Raw genomic sequence first — 15,228 nt, 5'->3', positions numbered from 1 at the left:
TGTGGTGAGTCGTCAGTTGGCGTCGCCGGCAAGCAGCGGCACGATCTCGTCGATGGCGTACGGGATCGACAGCACCGTGTTGAAGGAGAACGCCGCGCCGATGTCGGGGTCCTGGTACGGCACGAACAGGTCGCGCTTCTCCTGGGCGACCTTCAGCTTCTTGTAGAGGGGCTCCGCCTTGATCCGGTCGTTGGCGCCGGTGCTGGAGGTGACCCAGACGAGCCGGTCGGCGTCGAGCACGTCCAGCCGTTCGGCACTGAGTTCGGCGACGTTCCAGCCGGGCTTGGCGAGCTTGTCGATCTCGGGGTTCAGTCGGAAGCCCAACTGGGAGAAGAAGATCGCTTTGGGATCGGTGCTGGTGAACGCCGAGTACGTGCCCGCTTGGAAGCTGTCGGCCACGGTCAGGCTCTGCCGGGCGAACGCGGGGTGCTTGTCGCGGACGGCCTTGAAGCGCTCGTCGATGCCGCTGATCAGCTTCTCGGTCTCGGCCGTCTTGCCCAGCGCCTTGCCGATCTGGCGGGTCATCACCTGCCAGGGGGCGGCATAGTCCTCGTGGCCCTTGGGCTGGGCGACCGCCTTGGAGATCTTGGAGAGCGTGTCGTACTGCTCCTTCTTCATGCCCGAGTACTGAGCAATGATCAGATCCGGCTTGAGAGCCGCGATCTTCTCCATGTTGTACTCGTCACGCTCGCCCACGATCTGCGGCGGCGCCGAACCCCACAGCTCCTTGGTCCACGGCCACTTGCCGTACGGCTGCTCCTTGAACCAGTCCACCGAACCGACCGGCTTGACACCCAGCGCCAGCACCGCGTCCTGGTCCGACAGGCCCAGCGTGACGACCTTCTTCGGCTCCGCCTCGATCGTCGTGCTGCCGTACTTGTGCTCGACCGTCACCGGGAACGCCACCGACTTCGCGCTCGACTCCCCGGACGGCTTGGACTCGGTCTTGTCGGCGCCACCGCCACAGGCGGTCAGCGCCAACGCCGCGACAGCGGCGACAGCCACACGTCGGATGCGTCTGACGGTCCACGTCAGCGGCGCGGGGCGTGAGCCAAAGGACACAGGACTTTCCCTTCAGGTGGTTCCACGGTGCCTGTCACGCCTGCCCGGTGGGAGACGGCCACCGGGCAGGCGCGACTGTGGGAGCCGGACGTATCGCGGGGAGGCGTGCCGGCTACTTGATGGCTTCAAGCTTTGCCACGACCTCGTCGATGGCGTAGGGAATGCTCAGCACGGTGTTGAAGGAGAGCGCCGCGCCGATGTCCGGGTCGCTGTACGGGAGGAACAGGTCACGCTTCTCCTGGTGGACCTTCAGCTTCTTGTAGAGCGGGTCCGCCTTCACGGCCTTCTCCGACTCGGGCGTACCCAGCCACACGGTCCGGTCGGCCTCCATCACGTCGAGGCGCTCGGAGCTGAGCTCGGCGATGTTCTGCTTGCCCAGCGCGTCCTGATAGGCCTTGGAGGTGGTGAAGCCCATCTCGGTCAGGAAGACGACCTTGGGGTCCTTGGGCGAGAAGGCGGAGTACTTGCCGCCGAAGGGCTCGCCGACGGCGACGGTCTTGCCCTTCCACTCGGGGTGCTTGTCGCGGACGGCCTTGAAGCGCTCGTCGATGCCGCTGATCAGCTTCTCGGTCTCGGCCGTCTTGCCCAACGCCTTGCCGATCTGCCGGGTCATCACCTGCCAGGACGCCTGGTAGTCCTCGGCGCCCTTGGGCTGGGCGACCACCTTGGAGATCTTGGAGAGCGTGTCGTACTGCTCCTTCTTCATGCCCGAGTACTGAGCAATGATCAGATCCGGCTTGAGAGCCGCGATCTTCTCCATGTTGTACTCGTCACGCTCGCCCACGATCTGCGGCGGCGTCGAACCCCACAGCTCCTTGGTCCACGGCCACTTGCCGTACGGCTGCTCCTTGAACCAGTCCACCGAACCGACCGGCTTGACACCCAGCGCCAGCACCGCGTCCTGGTCCGACAGGCCCAGCGTGACGACCTTCTTCGGCTCCGCCTCGATCGTCGTGCTGCCGTACTTGTGCTCGACCGTCACCGGGAACGCCGCCGACTTCGCGCTCGACTCCCCGGACGGCTTGGACTCGGTCTTGTCGGCGCCACCGCCACAGGCGGTCAGCGCCAACGCCGCGACAGCGGCGACAGCCACGCGGGGGAGGTGTCTGACGATCCTCGTCAGCGCGGGGCGTGAACCAATGGACACGGATGTTTCCTTTCACGGGGGTTTCACGGAGCGCGTCACATCCGCCCGGCGGCGAAGCCACCGAGCGGGCGCGACTGTGGGGGAGGCTTGATCAGAGGGAGGAGGGGATCTCGTCGTCGGCGTGCCGGGGAACGCCGGCCGGCTCCTGCCCTCGTTCGACGATCGACTGAAGGATGTCGCCGACCCGGACAGCGGTGTTCGACAGCAGGGACGACGTGATGCCGTGCGTGTGCTCGGTGCCGCCCTGCAGGTAGATCCCGCAGCGGAGTTCGGGGTTCGTCGCGATGCGGTAGTCACGCTCGACGCGGACGCGGCCCTCGTCGTCGCGGTGGCAGTACGCCTCGACGTCTCCGAGGAGTCCGAAGGCGTCGGCCGACCGGTATCCGGTGGCATAGACCAGCACATCCGCGTCCAGCGGAGTCTTCTCTCCGGTGACCAGCGACTCGACCGTGGTACGGACCTTGTCCGGGGTCTCGACCACATCGGTGACCCGGGACACCTTGAGGAAGCGCAGACGCCGGGTGCCGAGGACCTTCTCCTGGTACTCCTGGCGGTAGAGGTCGTCGATCAGGTCGATGTCCACGACAGAGTAGTTCGTGTTGCCGTGGTAGCCGATCAGCTTGCGCTTGATGTCCTCGGGCGCCGTGAAGAACTCGTCGACCGCTTCCGGGTCGAAGATCCGGTTGGCGAAGCTGCTGTCGTCCGCGGGGCTGTAGCCGTAGCGGGAGAAGACCGCGCAGACCTCGGCCCGGGGGAAGTGCCGGTGCAGGTACGCCACGTTCTCCGCGGCACTCTGGCCGGCGCCGACGACGATGAAGCGGGACGGGTCGGCGTCCTTCAGCCCTTCCACCCGTGCCAGCAGGTCGGAGTTGTGCCAGATCCGGTCCGTACGCTCGATGCCCTCGGGCATCTGCGGCCGCAGACCCGTGCCGATCACGAGGTTGCGCGCCCGGTGGACGACCAGCTCCGACCCCGAACGGGCCGTCACGTCCACGTACTGCACCACTCCGTCGTGTACGACGGGCTGCACGGAGACGACCTCGTGTCCGTAGGACACCATGTCGTCCACCTTGGCCGCGGCCCACTCGAAGTAGTCGTGGAACTCGACCCGCAGCGGGAACAGGTTCTTGTGGTTGATGAAGTCGATCAGCCGTCCCTTGCTCTTCAGGTAGCAGAGGAAGCTGTACTCGCTCGCCGGATTGCGCAGGGTCACCAGGTCCTTGAGGAAGGAGACCTGCATGGTGGCGTCGTCGATCAGCATGCCGCGGTGCCAGCCGAAGCGCGGTTGCCGCTCGAAGAAGTGAGCAGTGACCGCCTCCTGCCTTCCGACGCTTGCGTTGTGCTCGCTGAGCGCAATCGCCATGGCCACATTGGACGGCCCGAAGCCGATTCCTATGAGGTCGTGGATCAGAGGTGCGTCGTCAGGAAGAGCCTGTGACATGTCACTCCCATCGTGCGGGGCAGCCGCTTGTCAGGCGTTGGGGAACGGCAGCAGGGCACACCGGCGAAGCGGCGGCCCAGCGGAACTTAGGTAAAGCTAACCTGATCTGGGGAGCCGTGTCGACCGGACAAAACGGACAAGCGGTGGAGCATGGGCCCGAACATCGCCCAAATCAGGCGTCGTTGCACTGTTAGGTAAGGCTTGCTTTACTTGGCGCTGATTCATCATCGCTCTGAGGAGGAACCCATGCGGGTCGTCATGTTCGGTTATCAGACCTGGGGGCATCGCACCCTGCAAGCGCTCCTGGACTCCGAACACGACGTGGTGATGGTCGTGACGCACCCCAAGAGCGACCACGCGTACGAGAAGATCTGGAGCGACTCGGTAGCCGACCTCGCCGAGGAGCACGGCGTCCCCGTACTGATCCGCAACCGCCCCGACGACGAGGAGCTGTTCGCGCGGCTCAAGGAGGCGGACCCGGACATCATCGTGGCCAACAACTGGCGGACGTGGATTCCCCCGCGCATCTTCGGCCTGCCCCGGCACGGCACCCTCAACGTCCACGACTCGCTGCTGCCGAAGTACGCGGGCTTCTCCCCGCTGATCTGGGCGCTCATCAATGGCGAGAGCGAAGTCGGCGTGACCGCGCACATGATGGACGACGAGCTCGACGCCGGTGACATCGTGCTCCAGCAGGCGGTGGCCGTCGGGCCGAGGGACACGACCACCGACCTGTTCCACAAGACCGTGGACCTCATCGCCCCGGTCACCACGGGCGCGCTCGACCTCATCGCGTCCGGACGCACCGACTTCACCAAGCAGGACCGGTCCCAGGCGAGCTTCTTCCACAAGCGGTCCGCCGAAGACATCCGTATCGACTGGAACTGGCCCGCCGAAGACCTCGACCGCCTCGTCCGCGCCCAGTCCGCCCCGTACCCGAGCGCCTTCACCTTCCACAAGGGCAAGCGCCTGGAGATCCTGGCGGCGGTCGTGTCCGAGGGCCGTTACGGCGGTACTCCCGGCCGCATCTTCTACCGCGAGGGCGACGGCGTGGTGATCGTGGCCGGAGCCGACGCCCGCACCGGCCGCAACCACGGCCTCGCCATCACCCGGATACGCACGGAGGACGGTGAGGAGATGCCCGCGACCGACTACTTCACCGCGATGGGCGGATATCTCACCAGTCGTCCCTGACGACGGGCTGCACCGTCCGGCCGGCACCGCCGCGTGGATCAGCCGGTCCACGCGGCGGCGGCGCTTTCGCGTCAGTGGTCGAGGAAGTGGAAGCCAGGCCGGGGGTGCATGAGGAAGTCGTGGTGCGAGATGTTCCACGCGTAGGCTCCCGCGAGGCCGAACACCACCCGGTCACCGGCTCGGAGCCCGGGCGCCGGAACATTCCGGGCGAGAACGTCCTTGGGGGTGCAGAGCTGGCCGGTGAGGGTGATCCGGCCGTGCCGGGCAGAGGGACGCGGCCAGGGGTGGGCCCAGGCGTCCACCGGCAGGACGGAGCAGGGCTGGTCGTGGCCCTTGGTCGCCGGGGTCCGCAGATGGTGGGTGCCGCCGCGGACGACGGCGAACTCCTCGCCGTGGCTGTTCTTCACGTCCAGGACCTCGGTGGCGTACCAGCCGCAGTACGCGGTCAGGGCGCGGCCCGGCTCGATGCGCAGGGTCAGGTCCGGGTGGGCGCCGGCGAGGCGGGCGAGGCCCGTGCCGTAGGCGGTCCAGTCGAAGCGACGCCGCGGGTCTGCGTAGTCGACGGTCATGCCGCCGCCCACGTTGACCTCCGTGAGGCGGATCCGGTGGCGTCGTGCCAGGCCGGCGGCCCAGGTCACGACGGACTCGGCCACCGCCAGTTGCTCGGGTGCGTCGAGGCCGCTGGCCAGGTGGGCGTGGACGCCGTGGAGTTCGAGGTGCGGGTGGGTGCCGTCGGTGAGCAGGCGGACGACCGTGTCCGCGTCGGACGGGTCGAGGCCGAACGGGGTCGGGCGCCCTCCCATCACCAGGGAGCAGCCCTCCGGTGCCCGAGCCAAAGGCAGGTTGACGCGGATCAGGACGGCCACGCGCGTGTCCGGCACCACGCGGCGGGCGAGTTCGGCCAGCACGGCGAGTTCGTGCAGGCTCTCGATGTGGAAGCGGCCCACGCCCTGTTCCAGCGCAGTCGTGATCTCGGCCGGGGTCTTGCCGGGGCCGCCGAAGGCCAGGGGGTGACCCGGCACCGCCTTGCCGACGTGGGTGAGTTCGCCGCCCGAGGAGACCTCGTAGCCGTCCACCAGCGGACCGAGGGCGGCGAGGATCTCCGGCTCCGGGTTGGCCTTGGCGGCGTAGTACAGCTCGGCGCGCTCGGGCAGGGCCGTCCGCACGGCCGCCGCGTGCTCGCGCAGGGCCGCGAGGTCGTAGACGTAGGCGGGCAGCTCCGCCGAGGACAGGGCCAGGACGCGGTCGCGCACGGCGGCGGTGGGGGCGGTCATCGGGCATCGCTCCGGACGGGGTCGGCGGTGGACACCACGTCCTCCGCGAGCGGTGAGGGCAGATACAGGTAACCGGCCTCGCGGTCGGCCCGGCGTTCCCAGCGGGTGAGCAGGTTGGCCTTGGCCGGCAGGGGCACCCCGGCGAGCAGGGCCGCGAGCCGCGGCGGGCAGCCGTGCCGGTCGGCATACGTCTGAAGGGTGGCGCGGACCTCGGCCCACAGCGCGGGCTCTGTCCGCGGGTGCAGGTCCGCGACGGCACCGAGCATCTCGGCGACGTGGTTGACCAGCAGGCAGTACACGACGCGGTCCCAGCCCCGCCGGGCGTCGTACGTCAGGGGGCGGGCGACGTCGGCCGGGAGCCCGGCGAGGGTGTCGGCGTGGTGTTCGGGGACGAGCTTGGTCCCCTCCAGGTCACGGAACAGGACCTGGGCGGGCATGCCGTCGTCGTCCACGCAGACGAGCACGTTCTGCAGGTGCGGTTCCAGCACCAGTCCGTGGTCGAAGTAGGCGGCCAGGACGGGCGGTACGAGCAGCTGGAGGTACGCCGCCCACCAGTCGAGTGCGGCCCGCGGGCCCGCGCCGTCCAGGAGGCGGGAGAGGTGGCCGGGGCCCGTCGGGTACTCATCGGCGACGGCGGCCGCGAGCAGCGGGGTGGTGCCGGGCATGAGCCGGGCGGACAGTCCCTCGCGGACGATCACACCGAAGCCTTCGAGCAGGGCGCGGTCCGGTGTGCCGTCGGGGCCGGGCAGGGCGAGACTGCGGTAGGCGGGCTCGCGGAGCACGGCGCTGCCGGGGAAGCGGTCGGCCAGATCGGTGAGGACCGGCTCCAGCACCCGCGTCAGGGCGACCGCCCCGGACAGCTCGTAACTGGCGTTCTTGCGCAGGCAGTTGGTGATGCGGACGTTCAGGCTGAACTTCAGGAACGTCTCGCCGTCGTAGAGGGTGCGCACGGAGGCGGTGGCGGCGAAGGGCCGGCCGCCCGGGCCCAGGTCGAGGATGTCGCCCCGGTCGAGGGCCTCCCGGAACGGGGGACGGTCGCGCAGCATCTCGTACTGCCACGGGTGCGCGGGCAGCAGCCGGTAGCCGGCCGGGACATGGGGGCACAGCCCGTCGAGCGGGGCGGTGGCGCCGTCCCCTGCGGCCTCCTCGGCGATCAGGTGCTCACGGACGGCGAGATGGCGCAGCGGGAAGGAGGCACCGGCCTCGGGCGCGTACGACAGCCAGGAGGCGGCGTCGCCCGAGCGGGCCTTGGGCGTCGGGTGGAAGCGGTGGCCGAACAGCAGGGACTGCTCGGAGGCGAGGTAGGTGGCGAGCCCGTCGCCGCCGGCCGCTGCCTGCCCGGATCGTGCGGCGAGCGCGGCGGAGACGGCCCGGTGGCTGGAGACGAGCTGGTCCGAGAACTCCTCGTTCCGGACACCCGTGCGGAGCGACAGCTCCTCCTGGACGTACGCGGCGAGGCGCCGCCAGTCGACGTCCGCCCAGCCGCCGTCCCGCTGCTCCAGCACCGGCCCCCTGAACCGGTGGGCGCCCAGCAGGGACGTACGGCGCACAGCGATGCGCAGCAGGACATCTCGGCGGGGCAGGCGGAACAGCAGATGGCCGTCGTCGACGGCGATCTGGTGCTCGGGACCCGAGACCTCGCGCAGGAAGCAGTTGAGCAGGGTGTGGGCCACCACGTGGTCGGCGGTGGGGAGGCCGGTGGGGGCGGTACCGAGCGGGTTCACCCGGCGCAGGTAGTTCGGGCCCGTCGTGTAGTGCTTGTTGATGTCGGCGGCGCCCGAGCGCTCCTTGGTGAGCAGGGTCCCGGCCGTGACCATCGCCTTGACCGGCAGTTCGGGGGCGCGCAGGACATGGGCGCGGAGCACGGCACCCGGCTGCCCCGGCGCGGTGCCGAGCCGCTCGACGGCCTCGGCCAGCCGGTCGCGTACCAGCCCGAGCAGCGTCTCCAGCGGGGCGCGGCCGTGCCGGGCCAGCCCGAAGGCGTACGCGCCCGCGCACAGGTGGACGGTGATCGTGGTGAACAGGTCGGTGACGGCCCGGTCGTCGTCGACGAGGATCCGGGCGTCGTCGAACCCGGCCGCGGCGAGGGCGTCGGCACCGAGGGCCTCGCGCAGGCGGCGGGTGTTGACGCGCGGGCCGTCATTGTCCTTGAGCAGCAGCCGCAGGCGGGTGCGCCCCGGCCGGCCGTCCAGGACCAGCGAGATGTTCTGCTGGTGCGACTCCAGGGCGATGCCGTAGCCGAAGAGCGTGGTCTGCCAGTCGAAGAGCAAAGTGAGGCATGCGTCGAGCAGGGCGACCGGTTCGCCCCCGTAGAAGCGGTCGGCGAGGTGGTCGATCACCAGTCGGCCACCGGGACCCTCGCTCAGCAGCCCCGCCATGGGCACGACCACGGCGTCGTCGAGGCCGGCCGGGTAGCGGCGGCAGAGCACGGCGAGGAGTTCGTGCCCGGCGTGGGCGTACACCGTCTCGTCGGCGTGCAGAACGGTGTCGCGGAAACGCGGCTCGCGGGCGATCACGCTCTCCAGCAGACGCTGACCCGCCATGCCGTCCACCAGAGTGCCGGGCTTGATGGTCCGCCGGTTGAGCCACCCCAGGGTGGCAGTGGCGAGCGGCAGCTTGAGGTGGACGGTGGGGTGGGCGGCGAGCGCGACCGTGCGCATCGACAAGGTCGGTACGGCGTCGAGGTACGGGAGCTCGGCGAGGACCGCGTCGCCCTCCAGTCCCGTTGCCCGCAGCGCCTCGCGCAGCCGGGCGCCGGGCGTGAGCGGGTGCACGGGAAGGGCGAGATGGCCGGCGGACAGCTCCGGCAGGCCCAGGGTCGCGGGTGTGGGCCAGTGACGCGGGAGCGTGCCCCGCACGGTGAGGGCATGCCGCGGCACGGCGAGCCAGCGCAGCGCGAAGCGGGGGTGGAACTCGGGTGCGTAGGCGCGCAGTTGTCCGTCGTCGAGCCCGGAGCGCCCCCGCGCGGTCGGGTAGACGGGGTGCTCGTGGCGGGCTGCGAGGGTGTCGTGGGCGAGGCCGCCGCGCAGGCCGGTCCAGTCGGCGGGGTCGGGTCCGTAGCGGGCCGTCAGGCCGCCGACGACGTCGTCGCGGGTGCGGGTGTGCAGCCGCGTCGTCGCGAGGGACTGTCGGCACTCGTCGGCGAGGGCGTCGAAGCCGCCTCGGTCGGCGGGGTCGGCGAGCGCCCTCAGGGCGTCCAGCACCGGGCCGCAGCCGGTCAGTTCGGCGCCGTCCGACTCCCGTACGAGCAGGGGCAGCCTGGCGGCGTACACACTCTGGAACCCGTCCTCCACCACAGGGAGCAGCAGGGCATCGTCGCCGCGTCCGGGGGGCGTGAGCCGCAGCCAGGGGCCGTCCTGCCGGTCGACGAGCGTGGAGCGGGTGCGCAGGCCGACGACGTCCTCCCGCAGCAGCGCGCCGAGGACCCGTACCAGCAGGTCGCTCTCGGCGGTGTCGGGGGCAGCGGTGCTCGTCGCGGCCGGGATCGTTGCCGTCAAGGGGTGATCTCCCAGACCTGCGCGGCGAGGAAGCCGGTGGCGACGCGGTCGACCGTCTCCTGGTCGGTGCCGGTGGCGCGGAGCACGCCGACGTAGTCGCGGTTGGTGTGGTACAGCTCGTGCCGTTCGCCCACCTCGCGCAGTGGCCGGTACGACAGTGTCACGCCGTCGACCTGGAGGTCCGCCGCGGCCGGGGCGGCCGTCAGCGTTCCCGCGGTGCGGGCGCAGGGGTATTCGATCCGGGCCGCGCCGCCGGTGCGCGCGCCGAGGTCGTCCGGGAGCGGCTCTCCGAGGTGCGTACGCAGGATGTGCTCGAAGAGCGGGATGTCGAGCAGCTGGGCCAGGAGCAGGTCGCAGTGGTCGCCTGCGGCACGGTAGTTGACCTCGATGAGGCGGGCCCGGCCGTCAAGGACGACGAATTCGGTGTGGCAGGCGCCGAAGCCGACGCCGAGGGCGTCGAGTTGGGCGAGGACCTGCGCGACGACCGGCTCGGGGTGGGCCGGGACCAGCGTCATCCGTTCCTCGACGAAGTACGGCGGCGGGGACACGTCCGTGCGGAAGCCGCCCAGGACGTGCCGGACGCGGCCGTCGCCGAGCGTCTCCAGGGTGTACAGGTCGCCGGCGAGGTACTCCTCCACGACCAGTGCCGCCTGCGGCCGCCGGGCCCGGATCTCCTCGCAGCGCAGTACGAGGGCCTCGGCGCCGTCGACCAGCACCACGTCCTCACTGGCCACGCCCTCACGCGGCTTGAGCACGCAGGGGTAGGGCACGTCGAGGCGGGACAGCACTGCCGGGTCCTCCTGGGCAGGGAGTTCGGCGGACCACACCGTGTCGGCACCGGTCGCGGCGAGGTGACGGCGCATGTGCGCCTTGTCCTTGGCGCGGAGCGCGGCCTGCCAGTTCTTCGCCGGCAGCCCGAAGTACTGGGCGGCCAGGGCGGCCTGGGTCTGGAGGTGGTCGCTGTTGGTGAAGACCGCGTCCGGCGTGCGGTGTGTCGAGATCCGGGTGATGACGGCGCGGAAGTCGCGTACGTCGCACGGGAGGACCTCGATGTCCGGGGAGCAACGGAGGTGCGCGTCGGGCTGGTCCGTGAGAACCGTGACGCCGAGGCCGAGCCGTGCTGCTGCGGGGAGGAAGCCTTCGGTCACCGAGTCGGTGGGGTTGAGGGCAAGCAGGTACAGCCGCATGGGCGGCGGCCCCTTCCGAGTCGAGGAGGTCGTGTGATGAGCGGCATGGGGTACTCCGCGGCCGGCTCGGTGCCGACGGTTTCCCGGCTTCGGCGGCGGCAGCTTAGGTTAGGTAACCCTAAGGGATCAACTTCCGTCCGCCACGCGGGAAGTGACACCCCCTCGATCAGCGTCAGCCGAGATATGCGTAAGGTAAGCCTTACCTTCCTCCCTCACGCTGGAGCGTCGATGACCATGGCTCCGGGGACTGCCGCGGCCGGCCCTGACCTGACCGCCGCCTCTCCCCTCACCGGCACGTATCTGCGCCTGAGGGCCTGCTGCGAAGCGCTGAACGTGCGGATCGCGTCCCCGGGCCCGGCGGCCGGCGGGCACCTCGGCGGCGCGGAGGCGGCGGAGAGCAAGGAGGCCCTGCACGCCTTCGTCGACGCCGAGGCCGCCCGCATCCGGGAACGCCACGGGCTCACCGCCCGCAGGGACGTCGCCGCCTCCCGCGCGCTGCACGGCTACCTCTGGCCCGTCGGCCTGCTGATGAGCGGCCCCTGGTACCTGGAGCGGCGGGTGCCGCGCATCCGCCCGGGCGAGATCCGGCTGGACCTCGCGACGGGTGCCGTGGAGGTCTCCCCCACGTCCGGTTTCGCCTGCCTGCCGGACGACCCGGCGGCACTCCTGCCCGGCGCCCGGGTCGTCGGCCACGAGGAGGCGCTGCGCGCGGAGTTGCGGTCCGCCGTCGCCGACCACGTACGGCCCCTGCTGACCGCCATCGGCCCGGTCGCCCGCCGGGGCCCGCGCGCCCTGTGGGGCATGGTCGCCGACGACCTCGTGTCCGGCATCTGGTACCTCGGCCGCGTGCTCGACCAGGAGGAACGAGCCGTTCGGGCCGCGACCGAGCTGCTCCCGACCGGCATCCCACCGTTCCCCGGCGGCGCCGCCTTCCGCCGGCTGACCGGACGCGAAGGGCAGCGGCACCCGACGCGCACCCGGCTCGGCTGCTGCCTCTACTACGCGCTCGATCCCGACCAGGCATGCCTGACATGCCCGCGGACGTGCGACGCGGAGCGCCTGCAGAGGCTGCAGGGCGAGCACTGACAGCGCCCGAAACGGCTCCGGCCGGTACCGGAGGCGTACGGATGCGTACGCCGCCTGTACCGGCCGGCAGCAGGTGTCCGGAGTTACTTCGCCGGGTCGACCTTGAAGGTCTTCGCCATGTCGTCGAGGACCAGGTCCGCGCCCTGGAGCGAGACGGAGGTCATCCAGACCGCGTCCTCGACCTCGTGGACGTTGCCCTTCTGAACGGCGTTCAGGCGCTTCCACAGCGGGTTGGCGAGGAACTTCTCCCTGCGCTCCTCACCGCCCGAGAAGGTGGTGACGAAGATGTGATCGGCATCGGCCTGCCCGATCTGCTCCTCACTGATCTCGATGTTGAATTCCTCGGGGTCCTGCTGGTTGGCCGGCCGCGCGAGACCCATGTCGGCCAGGATGATGCCGCTGAAGGTCTTCGGCAGGTAGATGCGCGTCGGACCGTCGAGGAAGCGGACGAGGGAGTACGTCTGCCCGGGGTTCTTGGCATTGATCGCGGCACCGATCTTCTTGGCGCGCGTCTCGTAGGCCGTGAGTTCGGCCGCGGCCTTCTTCTCCTCACCGAGCGCCTTGCCCAGGAAGGTGATGTTCTCCTTCCAGATGGGGCCGGTCGTCGCCACGAAGACGGTCGGCGCGATCTGGGTCAGCTGCTCGTAGAGGTCTTCGTGCCGGACCGTCGCCGAGACGATCAGATCGGGCTTGAGAGCGGCGATCGCCTCGAGGTTCGGGCTGTCGATCGGGCCGACGTCCTTGGTCTTCTCGACCGCCGCACCGAGGTACGGGGGGAAGCCCTTCTGGTCCCGGTAGGAGCCGATGCCACCGACCAGCGGGACGTCCAGCGCGATCACGGCCTCGACGAGGCTGTTGTCCAGCGCCACGACGCGCTTGGGCTTGGCCTTGATCTCGGTCTTGCCCTTGTCGTGGGTGACGGTGCGCGGGAAGCCCGCGTCGGAAGCAGCGGACGGCTTGTCGGCGGACGGCTTGCTGTCGCCGCCGCTGCCGCAGGCGGTCACCGAGAAGGCCAGGGCCGCGGTGAGTACGGCAGCGACGATCCGGCCGGGCCGGCGACGCTGAGCGAGGGTGTTCATCGGGTCTCCAGGGACGAAAGGGTGCTTAGGTAAGCCTTACCTCCATAAAGGTTCTGTGAGGATAACGCCTGGCAGTGGCCGAATACATACAGGGGGTGGCTGACAACACCGGTAAGGCGTGCCTTACCTTGAGCAACGTGTCTGCGAACCCCGTCACCACAGGGGCGGCCGCCCTGCCCCGCCCCGCCCCACCACCCCTGCCCTCCCCGCACGTTGGGAGGCGCGTCTCGGTGGCGGTTGTCCTGCTCGCCGCCGTTGTCGCGGCGGCCTGCGCGTCGCTCGCGATCGGCACCAAAGCCGTCCCCCTGTCCGACGTGCTGGCCGCGATCGGCGGCAGCACGGACGGCGACGCGGTGGTCGTCCGGGAACTGCGCATGCCGCGCACGTTCCTGGGCCTGCTGGTGGGCCTCGCGCTCGGCGCCGCCGGGGCCGTCGCCCAGGACATCACCCGCAATCCGCTCGGCGACCCCGGTCTCATCGGCATCAGCGCGGGAGGCGCCTTCGCGGTCGCGGCGAGCATCGGAGCGCTGGGGCTGACCAGTTCGTACCAGTACGTCTGGTTCGCCTTCCTCGGTGGCGCGCTGGCGGGCCTGCTCGCGTACGCGGTCGGCGGCACCGGCTACGGCGGCGCCACGCCCGCCAAGCTGGCCCTCGCCGGAGCGGCCGTCACCGTCCTGCTCGACGCGGGCACCAACACCCTCGTCCTGCTCGACGTCCGCACCCTGGACCAGTACCGCTTCTGGGCGGTCGGCTCCCTCGCCGGCCGCGACGCGGGACTCGCCATGGAACTCGTGCCGTTCATCGCCGTCGGGCTGCTGCTGGCGGTGGCACTCAGCGGCCGGCTGAACGCCCTGGCCCTCGGCGACGACCTCGCCACCTCACTGGGCACCCGGGTCAGGACCACCCGCGCCCTGGGCGCACTCGCGGTCATCCTCCTCACCGGTGCCGCGGTGGCCGCGGCCGGGCCCGTCTCCTTCATCGGCCTGGTGGTCCCGCACGTCGTACGGGCCTTCACCGGGCCGGACGCCCGCTGGCTGGTGCCCTGTTCGGCGCTCGGCGGTGCGGCTCTGATGCTCACCGCCGACGTCGTCGGTCGGATGGTCGCCCGCCCCGGCGAACTGGAGGCAGGAGTGGTCACCGCCATGCTCGGCGCCCCGTTCCTCGCCGCGCTGGTCAAGCGCGGCAAGCTCAAGGAGCACACCCGATGAGCGCCCTGACGTTCGAGGCCGGCCCGCTCGGCGCCGCCGTGCGGCCCCGGGTCGCCGCCACCGTCGTCCTGCTGACCCTGACGGGCTTCGCGGCCCTCATCGCCTCCGTCTCGCTCGGCACGTACGCCATCCCGGTCGGCGATGTGCTCGGCGCGGTGCTGGGCACCGGTGACGGCGCGGCCGATCTGATCGTCCATCAGCTGCGCCTGCCCCGCGCGCTGACCGCACTGCTGGTCGGCGCCGCGTTCGGGCTCGCGGGCGCGGTCTACCAGGCCGTCACCCGCAACCCGCTGGCCAGCCCCGACCTCATCGGCATCGCGGCCGGGTCGGGGGCGGGCGCGGTCGGCGCCATCCTGATCGGCGGCGTCACGGCCGCCGGAGCAGGCACCTTCGGAGCGGTGCCGCTCGGCGCGCTCGTGGGCGCACTGCTCACCTCCGCCGTCATCTATTCGCTGGCCTACCGGGACGGCACCATCACCGGCTACCGCTTCGTGCTCGTCGGTCTCGCCGCGAACGGCGCCCTCATCGCCCTCACCCGCTGGATGCTGGCGCGCGCCGACATCGACCAGGCGTCCCGCGCCATGGTGTGGCTCACCGGCAGCCTCAACGGCCGCGGCTACGAGCACGTGCAGTGGTCCGGACTCGCCCTGGCCCTGCTGCTGCCGCTGACACTCGCGCTGGCACGTCCCTACCAACTCCTCCAGTACGACGACGACACGGCGTGCAGCCTCGGCATCCCGCTTCGGCATGCCCGGATCGCACTGCTCGTCCTCGCCACCTGCCTCACCGCCCTGGCCACGTCGGCCGCGGGCCCGATCGCCTTTGTCGCACTGGGCGCTCCGCAGATCGCCCGCCGCCTCGCCGGAACCGCGGGGATTCCGCTGGTCACCAGTGCGCTCACCGGTGCGGTGCTGCTCATCCTCGCGGACCTCGCCGCACGGCTCGTCCTGGCCCCGACCGAACTGCCCGTCGGAGTGCTCACCGGCGCCGTCGGCGCCCCCTACCTGCTGCTGCTCCTCGCCCGGGCCAACCGGGCCGGAAAGGGAGGCTGAC

Annotated in this window: 11 protein-coding genes; 4 read left to right on the top strand and 7 right to left on the bottom strand. The window is 70.8% G+C overall.

Annotation, left to right across the window (positions count from 1 at the left end; genetic code table 11):
- Positions 1-12: 12 nt before the first annotated feature.
- The 3 genes from ACF08N_RS03915 to ACF08N_RS03905 form a co-directional block, all read right to left on the bottom strand.
- The gene (locus ACF08N_RS03915) at positions 13-1,005 is read right to left on the bottom strand and encodes an iron-siderophore ABC transporter substrate-binding protein (protein ID WP_392322981.1); all 993 of its coding nucleotides are present in this window, start codon (positions 1,003-1,005) and stop codon (positions 13-15) included.
- Positions 1,006-1,174: 169 nt separating this feature from the next.
- Positions 1,175-2,209 (bottom strand): iron-siderophore ABC transporter substrate-binding protein, encoded by a 1,035-nt coding sequence (locus ACF08N_RS03910; RefSeq protein ID WP_392322980.1) that lies wholly within the window; start codon positions 2,207-2,209, stop codon positions 1,175-1,177.
- A gap of 91 nt (positions 2,210-2,300) precedes the next feature.
- Positions 2,301-3,650 carry a lysine N(6)-hydroxylase/L-ornithine N(5)-oxygenase family protein gene (locus ACF08N_RS03905; protein WP_392322979.1) on the bottom strand — a complete coding sequence of 450 codons (1,350 nt, stop codon included), beginning with the start codon at positions 3,648-3,650 and terminating at the stop codon, positions 2,301-2,303.
- 246 nt (positions 3,651-3,896) lie between these two features.
- On the opposite strand from ACF08N_RS03905, the gene ACF08N_RS03900 reads away from it, so the two are divergent.
- Positions 3,897-4,844 carry a methionyl-tRNA formyltransferase gene (locus ACF08N_RS03900; protein WP_392322978.1) on the top strand — a complete coding sequence of 316 codons (948 nt, stop codon included), beginning with the start codon at positions 3,897-3,899 and terminating at the stop codon, positions 4,842-4,844.
- Positions 4,845-4,915: 71 nt separating this feature from the next.
- Here ACF08N_RS03900 and ACF08N_RS03895 read toward each other — a convergent pair whose 3' ends face one another.
- The 3 genes from ACF08N_RS03895 to ACF08N_RS03885 are packed head-to-tail and all read right to left on the bottom strand — an operon-like array spanning position 4,916 to position 10,802.
- The gene (locus tag ACF08N_RS03895) at positions 4,916-6,118 is read right to left on the bottom strand and encodes a type III PLP-dependent enzyme (protein ID WP_392322977.1); all 1,203 of its coding nucleotides are present in this window, start codon (positions 6,116-6,118) and stop codon (positions 4,916-4,918) included.
- Complete coding sequence (locus tag ACF08N_RS03890) at positions 6,115-9,615, bottom strand: IucA/IucC family protein (protein WP_392322976.1); 3,501 nt, start codon at positions 9,613-9,615, stop codon at positions 6,115-6,117. The genes ACF08N_RS03895 and ACF08N_RS03890 overlap by 4 nt, the downstream gene beginning before the upstream one ends.
- Positions 9,612-10,802, bottom strand: a complete 1,191-nt coding sequence (locus ACF08N_RS03885; protein ID WP_392322975.1) for an acetyl-CoA carboxylase biotin carboxylase subunit family protein — start codon at positions 10,800-10,802, stop codon at positions 9,612-9,614. Before ACF08N_RS03885 ends, ACF08N_RS03890 begins: the two co-directional genes overlap by 4 nt.
- A gap of 228 nt (positions 10,803-11,030) precedes the next feature.
- Between ACF08N_RS03885 and ACF08N_RS03880 the strand changes: the two genes are divergently transcribed.
- Positions 11,031-11,888: a (2Fe-2S)-binding protein gene (locus ACF08N_RS03880; RefSeq protein WP_392322974.1), complete on the top strand. Its 858-nt coding sequence runs from the start codon at positions 11,031-11,033 to the stop codon at positions 11,886-11,888.
- Between the two features lie 83 nt (positions 11,889-11,971).
- Here ACF08N_RS03880 and ACF08N_RS03875 read toward each other — a convergent pair whose 3' ends face one another.
- Positions 11,972-12,967, bottom strand: a complete 996-nt coding sequence (locus tag ACF08N_RS03875) for an ABC transporter substrate-binding protein (RefSeq protein WP_392322973.1) — start codon at positions 12,965-12,967, stop codon at positions 11,972-11,974.
- Between the two features lie 137 nt (positions 12,968-13,104).
- Here ACF08N_RS03875 and ACF08N_RS03870 point away from each other — a divergent pair, with 137 nt between their 5' ends.
- Together ACF08N_RS03870 and ACF08N_RS03865 are read left to right on the top strand one after the other, a co-directional pair.
- Positions 13,105-14,175, top strand: coding sequence for a FecCD family ABC transporter permease (locus tag ACF08N_RS03870; protein WP_392322972.1), 1,071 nt, complete (start codon positions 13,105-13,107; stop codon positions 14,173-14,175).
- Positions 14,172-15,227: a FecCD family ABC transporter permease gene (locus ACF08N_RS03865; protein WP_392322971.1), complete on the top strand. Its 1,056-nt coding sequence runs from the start codon at positions 14,172-14,174 to the stop codon at positions 15,225-15,227. The genes ACF08N_RS03870 and ACF08N_RS03865 overlap by 4 nt, the downstream gene beginning before the upstream one ends.
- Position 15,228 lies beyond the last annotated feature (1 nt).

The sequence above is a fragment of the Streptomyces sp. NPDC015127 genome, from assembly GCF_043080095.1.
In the GTDB taxonomy this organism is placed as follows: domain Bacteria; phylum Actinomycetota; class Actinomycetes; order Streptomycetales; family Streptomycetaceae; genus Streptomyces.
Note: the sequence above shows the minus strand (reverse complement) of the source record. Positions and strands in the feature narration are given on the sequence as shown.